We start from the raw sequence: 17,606 nt of genomic DNA on the forward strand, positions 1-17,606 counted from the left end.
TTAACTTTGAGGAACCGCAGCACAGGTTAAGGATGGTTGACCAGTTGTCGGAGATTGGGCTGCAATTAACTCAATTTTGCCGTTGGGGTTACGATGCCAAGAAGTGGCTTGAATGAGAACCTCTGGAGATGGTGGTATTTGGGCTTGGACTGATTTTGTTTTCTGGAATGCAGAGATATCGCGGATATCAGACCAAGTGCGATCGCTCCTCAAGTCCTGTGTCGGATTTTGTGGTATTCCACCTCGTCCAGTGGCAACAAAACTACTACCATTGGTATTAGAACAACCACTAGCTATTTTTTGAGATGGATCACTGACATTTGCGGGTAGTTCGACTAAACCCGAATTGGGGTCAACATCAATGTTATTAATTTCCACCGTGCCATTGACATTAAATGCGGAACTGGCTGTAATATCGTTAGTCAAATCAACTCTGGGAGTCAAGGTATCGCGGAATTTTAGACCAATAATCCCTTGAGTTGTAATACTAATATTGCCACCCTTTCCTTGTACGGCATTGGCAATAATATCGCTATTTTCTAGCCCAACAATCACTGGAGCATTAATACTAATATTGCCACCATTACCACTACCAGCTGCTTCGGCACTAATAAAACCACCATAACGCATGAGCAATAAATCTCGCAGTTGCAGGTTGATGTTACCGCCTTCGCCTGCTTTTGTGGAAGCTAAAAGGTTTCCCCCATTTTTGAGTGTGAGGGTATTGGCATTAATTTGCAAATTGCCCGCTGTCCCAAGTCCAGTGTTCTGAACAAAAATCGTTGCACCATCGGAGACTGTAACAAGTGGGGCATTAATCGTAGTGTTACCTGCATTAGCACGGGAAATTGTCCTAGACGCACCAAAACGCAGAACAGCAGTACCGATATAACTGGAACTTTCCCCTGGTTTGGCACCACTCACATCAACAGATTCTGACGCATTGATGGTTAATGAACCTGCATTTCCTAAATCAATGCTAGAAGCTGACACTCTAGCACCAGCTTGAACAGATAATTTACGGGTATCAATGTTCAACCTCCCGACATCTCCAACCCCGAATGTAGTAGCCCCAATTATACTAAAATAGAACCCTTTTGGCGCTCCTGTACCTATTACCTGAATCGTATCTGCCTTGATGTTAACATCGCCGCCTTTACCTGAAGAATAAGTTCTAGCTGTTATGTTGGCTGCTGCTGAAATAGATAAATCTTGAGTGGAAATAGAAATATTTCCGCCATTTCCCTGACCAAAGGAAGCGGCTAATATTTGACTGATAGATCGAGAATTAAAAGGATCGCCTAATGCAAAACCATTGACATCGATTGCATCACTATTGATGACAATATTGCCACCAGCGGCTGCACTAAATGTGCGGTTTAAAATGTAACCACCTTGATCAATATTTAACTTCGGGGTGTTAACGATGATCTGCCCTGCCGCCGAAGAAGATACAGTGTCATTGACTAAACTACTAGAACTACTAAAGTTAGAAGATTTGCCAATGATATCTAATGACTCTGTAGCATTCACAACAATATTAGCAGCAGCTTGGTTACTACGATTTTGGACTAACACCAGAGAACCATCACGGATGCTTACCTGTTTCCCTTGAATGTTGACAGATCCGCCATTTCCTCGACTGAGATCGCGTGTAGATGCTAAAGCTCGTTGGGTAAGAGCAATGTTGCCAAAATTTGCAGTACTGGGATAGCTCAAGGTAAAGCCTTGAGAGGTGGAATTGAGAGAAACGTTGGCATTACTGACGCTACCCAATTCTATTTGTCCTCCTGGTGCAGAGAGTAAACCACCATCCAAGGCAATATTCCCACCTACTAATGCTAGAGTTTTGCTAGATTGTACTTGTAATCCTCTGGTGCCAATATTGAGTCCAGATATCGAAGTTGTTGAACTAAAACTGCCATTGTGTCCAGTTCCTTGAACGGTAATTGCACCTGGATTGCTACCAAGTTGCAAACCTACAGGGACGCTCATTGTCAAGAGAGGGGCTGTTGTATTGGTGGCGCTAAACTCTATCCCATCGGCAAATTTAATGCTATTTGCACTAGTCCCGACAAAAGAACCGCCAATACTCAATTTAGCATTAGCCCCAAACAAAATCCCCGCAGGATTCAGTAAGAATAAGTTAGCACTACCTTGGGCGCTAATTGTGCCATCGATATTTGACACACTCCCACCTGTGACACGGGCGAAGATGTTTTCTATGGTAGTGGAATTATTGAATGTAACAGAGCCACCTGTAGGTAAGGAGAATTGGCTAAAGCTATGAAATAAATTATTGCCGACACGATTACCGTTGGTGATGGTGTAACTACTACTACCACTCACATCTGTATTGAGAGTGTTATCAGGTGTTACTTGGGCGTGAACACTACTGTTATATGTCGCAGATATGCAGATTGCACTAAGAGCGCCAAACCCAATAAAAGTTACTTTCATTAACCCAGGTTTTATTTTTTCTGCCGTATTTATTGTTCCCAATGCAGTCATATCAATTCACCAAATGATTTGGTATGAGAAAGTTGTTTATGCAATGCCATTTTTACTATCAGAATGGTGAATACTGCATAGAGAAGTACAAACCGTTTTCTTGGAGTGTTTCTTTGTCACCCTCAACAGATATCAGTGGAATCCCCCAATCCAAACGAGCAGAGAAGTTATTGCCTTGTTTCCATAACAGCCCTAACCCAGCACCTACTAAGGTACTGGAAGAAGGATTGCTACCCTTGGTATTCCAGCCTTTACCGACATCAATAAAAGGTGCTAGTTGTAGAACTCCTTGGATTTTGTTAGCACGGACAATCGGAAAGCGGAATTCTGAGGAAAACAAGATACCGTTATCTGTGAGTAATGTATCTTGGCGATAGCCCCGCACACTTAGCTGTCCACCCAGACCAAATTGCTCTAAAGGTACGAGGGTATCTGCTGCTAGTTGTAAATCGCCTCTAGTTAAAAACAGGGTATCTGGTGCGAATTGTCGTACCCACTGCGCCTGTCCCCGCCAACTAAAAAAGCGGCTATCGGGAGCCTCACTGCTGACATTAGCTCCAAACCAATCGACTCCCAGACTAAATTGCGATCGCGCGGCAAAAACTTGTTTACTGCTGCGTTGGGTATACTCTTGGGTAAAGCGCAAGGCGGAAATATTGGTTTTACCATTATCATCTGCACCCGGAGATAATGGAAAGCCACCAATATCATCCAGACCGATTTTTGTTTGGCTTTCTTGACGAGAGAAGGAGAAACCTACGGCTAATTCTTGGGTTGGCTTTTGCAGTAATGGTTGCCTAAATCCGAATTCGTAAGCGGTGCTATTGGACTGAATATCCAGAACGCTGAAAGGTTCTTCTATAACGTTGTTCCAGCCTTGGTTAACACTAAAAGATAAAGCGCCATTGTAAGCATTAACAGGCAATGTATAACTAGCCGCGATTGTATTACTGCCATTGGTATTGGTATACCCCACACTCAAGGTATCTCCCAAACCAAGTAAATTGGCTTCTTGTAAATCTATACCCCGGCGAAAACTACCAACGCTGGGCGATCGCCCATTATCTATGCTGACTGTTCTTGTGAAAGTTTCGGCTTCTTCAACTTCGACACGTAAGATATTAGCTCCGGGAGTTGTACCTGTTTGCAATTCCGCAGAGAGGTTTTGAATGCGTGGGTCGAGTCGGAGTAGTTGTAGCTTTTCTAGTAAGTGTGGCACATTCAGGGGTTTTCCTGCACCAATGCGGATGCGATCGCGAATGTAGTTGCTATTTAATCGCCGATTACCCACGATTTGGATTTCTTGTAAACTACCTTCGACTACCTGAATTTTGATCACTCCCGCATCTACTGTTTGCGGTGAAATTAAAGCCCCAGTGGTGACATAGCCTTTATCAGTGTAGAACTTGCTGATGGCTTCTTTGACTTGTAATAAGTCTGCAAAGGTTACTTCCCTTCCCAGAAAGGGGGCTGTAATGGGGGCAAAATCTGCTGGTTTAAATACTGTACTACCAACAATTTCAATGCGATTAACCCGGAATTTGGCACTAGAATCATCTACTGTGGGAGTTGCTTCACCGGGTAATTGTACAGGTGGAAGTAATGGCTCTTTGTCTGATGGCTGCGGTAGTGCATCTGAAGGTAAGGAAGGAACAGAAATCTCTTCAATCCTTCCGGGTGGTAAGGTCTGAGGATTGGAAGTTTGGGCGATCGCCTGATGATAATTACACAATACCGCTGCAATCACAAAGCCGAATGTTAAAGGCTTCAGTGCTATTATGTGCGGTTGACGAATCAGTTTATGTCTGTGCGTATAATTAATTATCAATTCTGTCTTCACACTTAAATACCTACGCATAAATATTGAATTGAGTCATTTTTCCTAGCGGTCTAAATCGCTATAATCCTTTACAAATAGGATTTGCCAATATAATTAGAGAATTTATTCTGCCAGACTAGTTATCTAGTTAATCTTCGTTATTTTGACATAACGAGTAATTATATCTATATAAAATGTTCGCTTTATTTTTTACAATTGCCGACAGTGTAAATACTGTTGTTTCTGGATGGGAGGCTGAGGTTAAGGGTGATCACGTACAAACATCCAGACATTGCAGATTAACAGAATGAAATTTGTTTTATACTTCTACACTCTTTCCTCGCAAGGGTTTCAGATGAGTTTTAGTGAGATTTAACCCTACATCATTTTGTGTCCATCAAACAAACTGCTCAAACCGCAGATATAGCAGGGAAGAGGGTTTTCCTGTTTCTGCACAAATGTACGAAAGCAGAACTGATATCAGTTCTGCTTTCGTTTAGCAGATTTATTTCCGTCTTAACTTTGCAATAACCTTAAAATTAGCCAATTGTTAACTATGTATTAATCTTAGATTAACCTCTATGTTGTTAGTAGATAATATTAGATAGCAATGTAAACGAATTTACTTTCTCATTGAAATGCTATTAAAATTTATTAACTTAATAAAATATTTATTAATAAATAGTGAGAATAGGTTGTAGTTCTAGTATTATTTCTTATGATTAAATCAAAAATCCAAAGTTAGTGAAATTATTATAAATGTCCAGGATTAGTACTGGAGAAAATTTTGAACTTAGGATTAATGATTATTAAAAAATTATTAACTTCTGCAACAGGCAAATATGAGCAAAGCCAGTGGTAAAGCAAGTTTGTTGCAAAAGCAACTATGGCAGCGCGAAAGACGAGCGATCGCATTTTTATCCTGTTTGAACTATCGATCTGGGGAGCTAAATAGTTACCTACAGAGTATTGCCTGTGGAGTTAGTGAATTACTAGAGGTAGATTGGTCAGTTGTGACCGTGTGCCAAAAAGGTTTTGAGCAAGTACTAGCCAGTAGTATTGATATGGGTGAGGGTGAACATGTCTATTCACTACATGGTTTACTGACTGGGACTGTAATCAAAATTGGTCGTCCCTTAGCAGTAGAAGATGCGGTAAAAAATCCTGAGTATGGGCAGATTCCCGAAGGTTACTATGCTTATTTGGGCATACCATTACGGACAGCAGAAGGAAAAGTAATTGGGACGATCTGCTCTTTTCATCGCCAACAGAGAGAGTTTATAAAAGAAGAAATTCAAGTTGCTGAAGTATTTGCAGAACGGGCAGCTACAGCCATTGATAATTATTATCTCTACCAACAACAGTGTGAATTTAATCAAGTTTTAGAGTCTGAAGTAGAAAAACGCACTGCCGAACTGCGGACAGCCCAAGCCAAGCTGGTAGAACAAGAACGACTAGCGGCTATTGGTGAGTTTGCAGCCATGATTGTCCATGAAATTCGGAATCCCTTAACGACAATGATCATGGGATTAAACTACTTCAAAAAAACTATATTCAACTCAGCAGCTAAAGAGCGATTATCATTAGCACTGAGCGAAGCTACGCGGTTAGAAAATCTGCTGAGTGAAATTTTGCTTTATGCTAAACCCCAAGTACTGCAACTAGGTGAATTAGATCTGAATGAATTCATTCAGGAATTGCTGCAATTAATTAGAGAAATGCCAGAAGCACTCTCACGCAAAATTGAATTTATCCCCAGCGCACATCCAGTCAAAATTTTAGGAGATAAAGATAAGCTCAAACAAGTATTTATCAATATTGTGCGTAATGCTTGTGAGGCGGTTGCTTCAGGAGATGTAATTATCTGGGAAGTGAAAAATTCATCTCTAGGTCAAGTTTGCATTAATGTTTGTAACGGCGGTGAGCCAATTCCTTCAGAAATTCTCTCTAAACTCACTCAGCCATTCTTCTCAACAAAATCTGCTGGTACAGGGCTGGGACTGGCGATTACGAAACGCATTGTCAATGCTCATGGTGGAGAATTTTCTATTTCTTCAGATACTGCATCAGGTACGACTGTCACAGTACAATTACCAGTGGGGAATGGCTGTAAGGATGTCAGGAAAAAAACTAATAATTAAATAAAGACATAATATTACAATATTGCACCCAGCCGCCCTCCAAAGAGTTTCCGGTTTACAAGTGTACGATGTTGAGGTGATAAAAATTGGTGCAACAACCAGAACTCCGGCAAATTTCGTCGATGCGGTCAATCCAGCGAGTATTGGAAAGTTTAGGCAATTACCGCTGGATTTCATTGGGAGCTTTGATGAGTGTCTTATTATTGACATTGGCAAATGCTATAACTCCGCAGTTATTTCGTTGGGGAATTGATCAAGGGATTGCGCCGCGAAACTTACAGATAGTAGTTTATAGTGCGGCTTGGATGGTAGTAGCGGCGATCGCCCGCGGTTTGTTTAACTTTGGTCAAAGCTATTTGGCAGAAGCCGCCTCTCAAGGTGTCGCTTATGACTTACGCAACAAAATTTTCAGCAAAATTCAAAATCTGAGTTTTAGCTATCATGACCAATCGCAGACTTCCCAACTGTTAACCCGTGTGACTAGTGACATTGAGTTAATCCGTACATTTGTCGGTACTAGCTTGATTCAGGTGATTGGGGGATTAGTGACATTGGTAACTATTGCGGTACTTTTGCTAGTGATGAATTGGCAACTCGCTTTAATTACCTTGTCGGTAGTTCCTATCTCAGCATGGTTGATGGCACAATTCATTGGTCGGAATAACCAATTGTTTGGGCAAATACAACAGCAATTGGGGAATCTGAATGCGGTCTTACAGGAGAATTTGCTAGGGATACGTGTAGTTAAAGCTTTTGTGCGGGAGTCCGCCGAAAAGTCGCGTTATACCACCTTGAATGATGGCCTTGTCACCGCAAATATGCAGACGATTCGTGCCATTCGTAACACGTTCCCTTTTATCTTTTTGCTGAGTAACTTGGTGACACTGGCAGTGTTTGGCTATGGGGGAAGCCAGGTAATTGGCGGTAGCTTTTCTATTGGGGAATTGGTAGCGTTTAATTCCTACTTAGTGTTAATTTTTCAACCTATTTTATTAATTGGTTTTGCCGCCCCAGCGATCGCCCAAGCCGCAGCCTCCGCAGTCCGAGTATTTGAAGTAGTAGATGCCGCAGTTGAAATCCGCGATCGCCCTCACGCCCAACAATTTGAAATTTGTGGCGGCAGAATTACCTTTGAAAATGTCTCCTTTCGCTATCCAGGAGCCACAACCGAAGCGCTGAAAAATGTTTCCTTTGAAACCAAGCCCAAAGAATTAATTGCTGTTCTGGGGATGACAGGTTCCGGCAAAAGCACAGTGATGAACTTGATTCCCCGCTTTTATGATGTGACTGGGGGAGCCATCCGTATTGACGGGCGGGATGTGCGGGATTTTACATTGCAAAGTTTGCGATCGCATATCGGTATAGTATTTCAAGAAACGACTTTATTCTCTGGTACTATCCGCGAGAATATTGCCTACGCCAAACCCAAAGCCACCTTAGAACAGGTCATAGAGGTGGCAAAAACAGCCCAGATTCATGATTTTATTATTAGCTTGCCCGATGGCTACGACACAATTGTTGGTGAACGTGGTGTTGGTTTATCTGGCGGACAAAAACAACGGATAGCGATCACTCGTACCTTACTCACCGATTACAGTATTCTGATTTTAGATGATAGTACCTCTGCGGTAGATGCAAAAACCGCCGCCCAGATTCAAGCAGAACTAGACCATTTAATGCAGCAAAAAGCTTGCGTCACCTTTGTGGTAGCGCAACGCATTAGTACAGTCAAAAATGCCGATCGCATTTTGTTGATAGATAAAGGTCTATTGGTAGCCCAAGGAACCCATGAAGAATTGATGCAAACCAGTCCACTTTACGGCGCAATTTTGGAATCTCAAATCAAGCAAACAGAACACATAACATAGTCATTCGCCCTAAGAAGTGCGTTGCTTGCCGCCTAACACTCTCATGCCAAAATCAAATATGATTGCCGCAGTATATTCTATGAGATGATGTGAAAGGTTTTGTCAACGTAAAACAAACAATAATTGCGACAAATAATTAATTTCTAGGCAGCCGCAGACAACAATTTCCCATCCCCAACCCATAATCTAAAATCCAAAATTCTTATGAGAGCTACAGGCCCAATAGTTGCATCCGAGCAACTGGCAACTCAGCAACTCTCAACCTTACGGCGCTTTTTACAATACCTGCGACCCTATCGCAAAGAAATTCCGATTGCCTTGACATTAGTACTAATTGGTGCATCAACCCAGGCGATCGGGCCGTTCTTATTGGGTTGGTCAATAGACCATCTCATAGCCCAAGGAAATTTGTCTGGTTTGTTGCTGTTGTTAGGATTATTAGCAATCATCTATATACTGGGTATTTCGGCAACCCGTGGTCAAATTGTGCGGGTTGGCTGGATTATGCAGCGATTGTTGGCGCAACTGCGACAAGATATTTTTCTGAAAATCCAGAGTTTACCACTCAGCTTTTTTGACCGCAGTGAAGCTGGCGATTTAATGAGTCGCTTATTGAATGATGTTAATACCGTAAATCAGGCATTTGGACAAACAGTCGCCCAAATGTTGGGCAACGTTTTCAGTTTGGTAGGTATTGTCATTGCTATGCTGGCGATTAATCTGCAACTCGGCTTGTTAAGTAACCTAGTTGTACCACTGATGATTTTTACCACTAGCTTATTTTCCCGGTGGGCGAGAGCCAGATTTCGCGTTACCCGCCAAACAATTGGCGACCTTTCAGCCAAATTAGAAGAAGATATTAGCAGTGTGCGCGAAGCCCAGGCATTTAATCGCGTACAAGTCAATATTCAAGAATTCGACATTCTCAACGCTGCTAATCGAGATGCGAATGTTGAGGCGGTGGCTATTACGGCGGCCTTTTTACCGTCCATTGATTTTCTCAATACCCTCGCAACCGCAGGTGTACTAGCATTTGGGGGTTATCTCGCTGTCACCGGAGCCGCCACAGTTGGTGTCGTGACATCGTTTTTACTGTACGTCCAGCAATTTTTTCGCCCAATCCAAATTCTCAGCCAGTTTTACACCCAAGCTCAATCAGCTTTTGCGGGATTAGAGAGAATTTTTCTGCTGTTAGATGAACCAGCCCAACTCCAAGATGCGCCGGATGCTGAAGAAATGCCGGCTATTCAAGGTGAAGTGAGATTTGAGAATGTCACCTTTGGCTATAATCCAGAGCAACTGGTTCTCAAAAAAGTGAATTTACACGCCAGTCCGGGACAAATGATTGCACTAGTAGGGTCAACAGGCTCAGGTAAAACCACTATTATTAACCTGATATTGCGTTTTTATGATGTGTCTGGTGGTGCAGTTAAAATTGATGGTATTGATGTGCGGAGTGTGACCCAAGCTAGTTTGCGCCGTCAAATTGGCATTGTTTTACAAGATAATATTTTGTTCAGTGGGACTGTCGCCGAAAATATTGCCTTTGGCGCTCCTTACGCCAGTCAAGCCGAGATTGAAAGCGCGGCTCAATTGGCAAATGTGCATGAATTTATTACCTCACTACCACAAGGTTACGCCACCCAATTAGGTGAACGAGGTGCGCCCCTGAGTCAAGGACAACGCCAACTAATTAGTATTGCCCGTGCGGTGTTGATTAATCCGCGGATTTTGATTTTAGATGAAGCAACTAGTAGTATTGATACTCGTACAGAAACACTAGTGCAGAGTGCGATCGCTCGTTTGTTAAAAAATCGCACCAGCTTTGTCATTGCTCACCGTCTCAGCACCGTGACTCAGGCTGATCAGGTGTTGGTCATTCAACAGGGACAAATAGTTGAACAAGGTACTCATACAGAACTCATAGAACAACAAGGAGTCTATGCCAATCTTTATAGCCTTCAGTTAGGCGCAAATAATTCCTAGCTTTTGGGCTAGAAATTGCTAAAACAGGAGTAGAACGGGCAATTGAGGCTGATGAAGCCGCAGCCACAACTTCGATAAACCAGCAACTAAAAGCTTTGGAGATCAACCGATCATGATTGCTCAACCTGAGACTAAATGTTACACCATTGATGAGTATTTAGAACTAGAAATCGCCTCAGAAACACGCAACGAATATTGTGATGGAGGAATTATTCCTATGACGGGTGGAACCCCAGACCATAATGATATTGCTGGAAATTTGTATATTTTGCTGAAATCTGCCCTAAAAAGCCAAAACTACCGGACTTTCTATGTCGATCAACGGCTTTGGATTCCCGATGCAAATCTCTATACCTATCCTGATGTAATGGTTCTGCCCAAACCCTTAGAACTTCAAACCGGACGCAAAGATACTGTGGTCAATCCTTGCTTTATTGCTGAAGTGTTGTCTAAATCCACCCAAAATTATGACCGTGGTGAGAAATTTGTTGCCTATCGGACAATTTCTACTTTTCAAGAATATTTGCTAATTGATCAATACCGTATACACGTTGAGCATCATCTCAAAACAGCCGCGCATCAGTGGCTATTTTCGGAATACGATGACCCCAATGTCACCCTTTCTTTGAGTACCTTGGAGTTACAAATTTCAATTGCCGAACTTTACGAAAATATTGATTTTTCAACCGTTGGAGTTGAATGACGAAAACAAGAGTAGAACAGGTGATGGAGACGGCTGAAGCGATCGCAATTAAATAACCATTATTATAGATGTTACAATATAACTCTCCTGTAACTGTAATATTACAGTTTTCCAGTTAGAAAACATTACTTCTGCCACTTAGGAACAGTTATGACAAAGAAACATCTGTTAGCGTTGGCACATCGCACACTGGTGATCTTTGTCACTATGCTGATGTCATCGGAGTTAATGATCACAGCAGCTAGGGCGAATCATCTCTACATAGCCCAACAACCGCAAAATACAACTCCTGAAAGGCAAAGAGCCGCCACCCAAGCCAAACAACTGCTGCAAGAAGCACAGCAATTATATGAACAAGGTACAGCCACAGGTCGGCAAGCAGCGATCGCTAAATATGAAGAAGCATTAAAAATTTGGCAACAAATTGGCGATCGCAGTTATGAGGCTACCACATTATTAGCGATCGGCACACTTTATTACACTCAAAATGATAATCAAAAGGCGTTGGGATATTTTCAGCGAGGGCTAAATATTCGCCGCGAACAAAAAGACCGTTTTGGCGAAGCAGTGATGTTGAATTCTGTAGCCAATGCTTACGCTAATTTGGGTCAACCTCAAAAAGCCCTAGAATTTTATAGCCAAGCATTGCGAGTATTTCGTGCTGAAAAAAAACCTGATTTTATTGTTAATACCTTAATTGGCATTGGGGGCGTTTATTTTAATGCGGGAGACACAAAACAAGCACTACAAGCTTACAATCAAGCCCTGGTAATTCAACGTCAACAAAAAAATTTAGATGGACAAGCCGACATTTTGCAAATTATTGGGATTACCTATACTAATTTGGGTGAACCGCAAAAAGCCTTAGAGGCTTTTCAACAGTCCTTAGAAATTCAAAAGACGAGAAATAATCTGAGTAGACAAGCCGATGCACTCAACTATATCGGTGTACTTTATTTATCCATTGGTGATGAGCAAAAATCGCGGGAAGCTCTCAATCAATCACTAAAACTGCAACAACAAAGTCAAGATAATCTTTCAGGTATAGCTTTGGCATTTAACCTGAGTAAGCAAGCTGTGACGTTGACAGGCATTGCCGGGAGCTATTCTTTTAGTGAACCACAAAAATCTTTAGAATATTATAACCAAGCGCGATCGCTTTTACAAAAAGCAGGTAATCCCCACTCAGAAGCGGAACTATTAGGACAAGTGGCTTTAGTCTACGATAGGTTGGGTGAAAAACAAAAAGCCCTAGATGTTTTAAATGAAGCAATTGCATTGCAACGTTTTACAAAAAATCGGGCGCGGGAAGCTTTCACCCTCGATACCATTGGTGGGATTTATGCTTCATTAGGAGATTATCAAAAAGCTATTAATACTTACAACCAAGCCTTAAATATTGAACGCGAAGTGAAAGATGTTGCTGGGGAAGGCAATACACTGAAAAATATCGCTTCAGTTTATAGTTTACTTGGTGATCATAAAACGAGTATTGAAACTTATAATCAAGCCCTAGAAAAATTTAAAAATACAGGCAATCGTGATAAAGAAGCGCAAACTTTAGATAATATTGGCAGTGCCTATCGCGCTTTAGAAAATTATCCCCAAGCCTTAGAATATTACAACCAAGCGCAGCAGTTACGCCGAGAACAAGGAAATGTGATAGGCCAAGTCAGTGCCATCAGTGGTACTCTCCGAGTACACGAATCTTTAAAAGATTACCCCAAAGCCCTGGATGCAGCTAACCAAATTTTGGCATTAGCCAAGCAAACAAAAAATAGCTTTGCCGAAACCAGTGCTTATGGTTTCTTTGGGAGAGTTTATTTAGCTGCGGGTGATTATCAAAAAGCCTTAGATGCTTCGCAAAAAGCCGTGACTGGCTGGCAAAAATTAGGACAAAAAGATGGCGAAGCCAATGTTATTGGTAATTTAGCCAGAACTTACAACGCCTTAAAGCAACCAGAACAAGCGATCGCCACCTATAATCAAGAATTAAAATTGCGCCAGAGCATTGGCGATCGCACCGGAGAAGCAGACACCCTGTATTATATAGCTCAGACAGAACGCGATCGCGGCAATCTCATCACCGCCCGTACCCAAATAGAAAACACCATTAAAATTGTTGAAGATATCCGCACCAACGTTACCAGCCAAGACTTGCGGACATCTTACTTTGCATCTGTGCAGAAATATTACCAGTTTTACATCGACCTATTAATGCGGCTACATAAACAAGAACCAGCCAAAGGTTATGCTGCTTTAGCATTGCAAGTGAGCGAACGTGCTAGGGCGCGTAGTCTTTTAGACTTGCTCACCGAAGCCAACGCAGATATCCGCCAAGGCGTAAACCCCAAGCTACTGCAAACAGAACGCAACTTACAGCAACAACTTGATGCTAGAGAAAAACTCCGCATTCAACTTTTAAGCGGTAAATATACAGAAGCTCAGATCCAAAATTTAGATAAAGAAACCGCAGAACTTCTACAACAGTATCAACAAGTCCAGGCAGAAATTAAAAATAGTAGTCCACGTTACGCTGCCCTAACCCAACCACAACCTTTATCATTAAAGCAAATTCAGCAGCAAGTCTTAGATGATAATACCTTGCTCCTCGAATACTCCTTGGGAGAAGAACGCAGTTATCTTTGGGCTGTCAGCAACAAGAACATCACCAGTTACGAACTACCTAAAAGCGCCGAAATCAAAACCGCCGTCCAGAAATTCCGCGATGCTTTAACCGCCCCATCCCAAAGAACCAGTATTGCCAGAAGCAGCACAGCAGCGCAAGAATTGTCACAAATGATCCTTACACCAGTCGCCCAGCAACTCGGAAAAAAACGCTTAGTCGTCGTTAGTGATGGCGCTTTACAGTATGTACCCATCACTGCATTAGCTGTACCCAATAGCCAAACCTATCAACCATTAGTCACAACCAACGAAATTATCTCCCTTCCCTCAGCCTCAACTATCGCCCTGCTGCGTCAGGAAGTCAAAGGGCGCAAAAAAGCACCTAAAACCGTAGCTGTACTGGCAGATCCCGTGTTTTCTGCCCAAGATGAACGCCTCAAAGGCCAAGCAGCAAATCGGCCATCCATCACTCCAGACTTGAATCTCTTTGACCAGCAACAATTATCGCGTTCCGCCAGAGAAGCAGACATTGACTTTGAACGACTGCGTTTTACCCGCAAAGAAGCCGAGGAAATTCTCTCTTTAGTATCCAATAAAGAACGACGTAAGCAAGCCTTAGACTTTACCGCTAGTCGAGATGTTGCCACCAGTCCAGAGTTAAGTCAATATCAAATTATTCATTTTGCCACTCACGGCATTTTAAATAGCACCAATCCAGAATTATCTGGGGTCGTGCTGTCGCTGTTTGATAATAAAGGAACACCCCAAAACGGCTTTTTGCGCCTCCACGATATTTTTAACCTGAATTTGCCAGCAGAATTAATAGTTCTTAGTGCTTGTCAAACAGGCTTAGGAGAAGAAGTCAAGGGAGAAGGATTAGTTGGGTTAACCAGAGGATTTATGTATGCGGGAAGTCAGCGTGTTGTAGTGAGTTTGTGGAGTGTTGATGATGAAGCTACATCAGAATTAATGAAGCTATTTTATGCCAATATGTTACGCAAAAATTTAAAACCTGCGGCAGCATTAAGGGCAGCACAAATAGAAATGTCACGTAATCCAAATTATGCTGCGCCTTATTATTGGGCGGCATTTACATTACAAGGAGAATGGAAATAAAAATAATATTGAAATCAAGTCTGCTTGATAGAAGCTGTTATCTCCTTAAATTATTGTTTCTGGGCGCAACCATCTAAAACTTTATTACCCAATATCAAAACAGCCGAGTAAGGGTATTGTTTATCTGACATCCCATCACTACAAGCGCTGACTTTTTCCAGAATTAACATATTATTTCCCCTGAGTTTGTAAACTCTCACCAAATCAGCAGGACGGCCTGCTGCTGTTAAAGGTTTCACGTAAGGAAAGGTTTGTTTTTTCACCTCTGGAGAAGAGTAAACAATGCTATTTTTACTGACAGTTACACTCCAAAAAGGTTCTGTACCTACAGCGACAAATTTTTCACTGTTAGGAGTTACTGCTTGCAGACTAGAACTGTGAACCAGTAAACCAGCACTCAAGCCCAACAATGCAACATAAGGGATCAAAGCTTTCATTGCTCAAGATTTTTATGTGATGAATATTCAATAGATACACATTGACTATGCCAATTCCGCTTTGTCATAAAAAGCCCCAACAGCATTGGGGTGAAGGCATAATAGTTTTAACCTTTCAACAACAATAAAAGACTTGTATCGGCTGTGAAAAATTTTGTATCTATTTCCAAGAAGACAACGGCGGAACTTGTGTTAATTCATGGCTGAGAATGTCATGAATGTAACCATTAGTGGCGAGAAGTCGACCGGAATTGATTTGCAAAGGACTACCATCATAGGCAGTAACCTTACCGCCAGCTTCTTGTAACAAAATTATGCCAGCTGCTATATCCCAAGGTGAAAGTCCCCGTTCCCAGTAACCATCAACACGGCCACAGGCTACAGATGCTAAATCAATGGATGCTGAACCGCTACGTCTCACCCCTTGGGTAAGATGAGTCAGGTGACAAAATTCGGCGTAATTATTATCTGAGGTTTCGCGGCGATCGTAAGCAAAGCCAGTGACTAATAAGCTTTTACCCAATTCACTTGTTTCAGAAACTTGGATGGGGCGGCGGTTACGGGTTGCACCTAAGCCAGCCGCCGCCCGGAATAACTCATGATGTAGTGGATCATAAATTACCCCTACCTGTGGCGCACCGTTAATTAACAACCCAATAGAAACAGCAAAAAAAGGGTATTGGTGAGCGTAGTTGGTAGTTCCATCTAAGGGATCGATCGCCCACAGAAATTCATTATCTTGATTGCCTATCTTACCTGATTCTTCCGCCAAAATTGAATGCAAAGGAAAGTGACGGTGCAGAATTTCTAAAACCACTGCTTCTGAGGCTTTATCCGCCGCCGTTACCAAATCACCGGGGCGGCCTTTTTCTGTGACTGCATCTTCTAATTTGCCTAAGTAACCTTGTAAAACTACACCCGCAGCTAAAGCCGCCTCGGTAGCAATATCGAGAAAAGTTTGTAGTTGAGTCATGGGTTAGCAAGAGTCATTGGTCAAGAGTCAATGGTTAATGGTCAAGAGTCAATAGTCAAGAGTTATTTGTAACTCTCCCCATATCTTCGACTCAGCACTTTCATCGATTCAAAAAGCGAAACTCCGCCGGAGTTTGGCGCATAGGGTTTTCTGGGTTCCAAATCCCTTCGCCCATAATTCTTGCCCATTGTTGGGCGCGTTCTAGGCGTTGGTCGTATTTATGATTGGGCGATCGCCCGACAAATAGCGCATATCCTTGTTTGACTATTTGTTCGTTTAATAACTTGTTATCTTTCCATACATAAGCCAGTGTCCGCCCCAGTTTATCTTTATTTTCAATATCAAACTCTAGTTTGATTGATTGTTCTATCCCCCCAATTAACTTTTCTAAGCTTTGTCTAGCTTCATCTCCCCAGGGGTTTTGTCGCAAATCTGGCGCATCAATGCCAATTAACCGCACTGGAGAAGCAAAATTAGGTTGTTCACCCATACCCAAAACTTCTAAACTTTGCCCGCTGACCACACGCGCCACTTTCACCAGCATTTGATGATCTGCGGGCTGATTTTTGGCTTGACAACTTACCAGTAGTAATAAGCAGGTTAATATAGCTATTTTTCGCGTCCAAAACCCAAAACGCCCTAAAACTGTAGTGATTTGCATATTTACTCCTGTTTCTAGAAAGAGGCCAAAACGGCCTCTACTAGAAAAACTAAATTTTAATCTTCGTCTAATGGTAAACCTGCTTTGACTCTGCCTTTAGCAAAATAACGCCCAAATTGGAGTTCGTAGACTTCATCCTCGTCTTGTGTCTCCACTTCTAAGTCTGAACGGGCGTAACTCACACACAGCAAAGCATAACCTTGTCGACGTAACTCTAAGGACAAACCAACCGCCTCTGGTTGGTCAACGTCTCCCGACAAAACCCTGACAGCGCAAGCGGTACAAGCCCCATTACGACAGGAAAAAGGCAATTCCACCCCTTGGTTTTCGGCAGAGTGTAGGATGTAGCGGTCATCGGGGACTTGGAAGGTGTATTCTTTGCCAGTGGCGCGATCGCGGACTTTAATTGTGTATGTACAGGACATCTTGATTTTGAATTTGGGTTTTGACCTTTAGATCTCTACTCTAAAATGTCTTTTAATATGTTGTTTGCACTTTCTATAATTTTATATTACAATAGTAAATTGTGACACCTGGAGAGGTGGCCGAGTGGTTGAAGGCGCAGACCTGGAAAGTCTGTTTGGGGGTGACTTCAACGAGGGTTCGAATCCCTCCCTCTCCGTTTTTGGATATAGCGAAAACTACAAAATTTTAAAATTTTGTAGTTTTTATTGCAGCATAAAATTATTGAGACTCTTTAAAAAATAATTATTAGTCAACCTAAAATTCTGTTGTGTGACTATAGTCAGAGTCAATTAAAACC

The 17,606-nt window shown here is 42.1% G+C and carries 11 protein-coding genes and 1 tRNA gene; 6 read left to right on the forward strand and 6 right to left on the reverse strand.

The features are described 5' to 3' along the window. Entirely contained in the window at positions 1-2,460 is a 2,460-nt protein-coding gene (locus NOS7107_RS23600) for an S-layer family protein (protein WP_044501095.1), read from the reverse strand. Positions 2,461-2,569: 109 nt separating this feature from the next. Then, positions 2,570-4,369 carry a ShlB/FhaC/HecB family hemolysin secretion/activation protein gene (locus tag NOS7107_RS23605; protein WP_015115452.1) on the reverse strand — a complete coding sequence of 600 codons (1,800 nt, stop codon included), beginning with the start codon at positions 4,367-4,369 and terminating at the stop codon, positions 2,570-2,572. Positions 4,370-5,172: 803 nt separating this feature from the next. On the opposite strand from NOS7107_RS23605, the gene NOS7107_RS23610 reads away from it, so the two are divergent. The 5 genes from NOS7107_RS23610 to NOS7107_RS23630 all read left to right on the forward strand — a co-directional run bounded on the left by NOS7107_RS23610 (position 5,173) and on the right by NOS7107_RS23630 (position 14,772). Further along, entirely contained in the window at positions 5,173-6,471 is a 1,299-nt protein-coding gene (locus NOS7107_RS23610) for a GAF domain-containing sensor histidine kinase (protein ID WP_015115453.1), read from the forward strand. A gap of 86 nt (positions 6,472-6,557) precedes the next feature. Continuing rightward, on the forward strand, positions 6,558-8,339 hold the full coding sequence (locus NOS7107_RS23615; protein WP_044500280.1) for an ABC transporter ATP-binding protein: 1,782 nt from the start codon (positions 6,558-6,560) through the stop codon (positions 8,337-8,339). A 204-nt stretch (positions 8,340-8,543) separates the two neighbouring features. Beyond that, positions 8,544-10,325: an ABC transporter ATP-binding protein gene (locus NOS7107_RS23620; RefSeq protein WP_015115455.1), complete on the forward strand. Its 1,782-nt coding sequence runs from the start codon at positions 8,544-8,546 to the stop codon at positions 10,323-10,325. Between the two features lie 112 nt (positions 10,326-10,437). Continuing rightward, positions 10,438-11,028, forward strand: a complete 591-nt coding sequence (locus tag NOS7107_RS23625; RefSeq protein WP_015115456.1) for a Uma2 family endonuclease — start codon at positions 10,438-10,440, stop codon at positions 11,026-11,028. A 150-nt stretch (positions 11,029-11,178) separates the two neighbouring features. Further along, entirely contained in the window at positions 11,179-14,772 is a 3,594-nt protein-coding gene (locus NOS7107_RS23630; protein WP_015115457.1) for a tetratricopeptide repeat protein, read from the forward strand. 50 nt (positions 14,773-14,822) lie between these two features. On the opposite strand, the gene NOS7107_RS23635 is transcribed toward NOS7107_RS23630, so the two are convergent. The 4 genes from NOS7107_RS23635 to NOS7107_RS23650 form a co-directional block, all read right to left on the reverse strand. After that, on the reverse strand, positions 14,823-15,209 hold the full coding sequence (locus NOS7107_RS23635) for a COG3650 family protein (RefSeq protein WP_015115458.1): 387 nt from the start codon (positions 15,207-15,209) through the stop codon (positions 14,823-14,825). Positions 15,210-15,369: 160 nt separating this feature from the next. Further along, the gene (locus tag NOS7107_RS23640) at positions 15,370-16,182 is read right to left on the reverse strand and encodes an inositol monophosphatase family protein (protein WP_015115459.1); all 813 of its coding nucleotides are present in this window, start codon (positions 16,180-16,182) and stop codon (positions 15,370-15,372) included. A 100-nt stretch (positions 16,183-16,282) separates the two neighbouring features. After that, the gene (locus NOS7107_RS23645; RefSeq protein WP_015115460.1) at positions 16,283-16,843 is read right to left on the reverse strand and encodes a thermonuclease family protein; all 561 of its coding nucleotides are present in this window, start codon (positions 16,841-16,843) and stop codon (positions 16,283-16,285) included. Between the two features lie 56 nt (positions 16,844-16,899). After that, on the reverse strand, positions 16,900-17,268 hold the full coding sequence (locus NOS7107_RS23650) for a 2Fe-2S iron-sulfur cluster-binding protein (RefSeq protein WP_015115461.1): 369 nt from the start codon (positions 17,266-17,268) through the stop codon (positions 16,900-16,902). 110 nt (positions 17,269-17,378) lie between these two features. On the opposite strand from NOS7107_RS23650, the gene NOS7107_RS23655 reads away from it, so the two are divergent. Continuing rightward, a tRNA-Ser gene (locus tag NOS7107_RS23655) sits at positions 17,379-17,465 on the forward strand. Positions 17,466-17,606 lie beyond the last annotated feature (141 nt).

This window comes from Nostoc sp. PCC 7107, assembly GCF_000316625.1.
Classification (GTDB): Bacteria; Cyanobacteriota; Cyanobacteriia; order Cyanobacteriales; family Nostocaceae; genus Nostoc_B.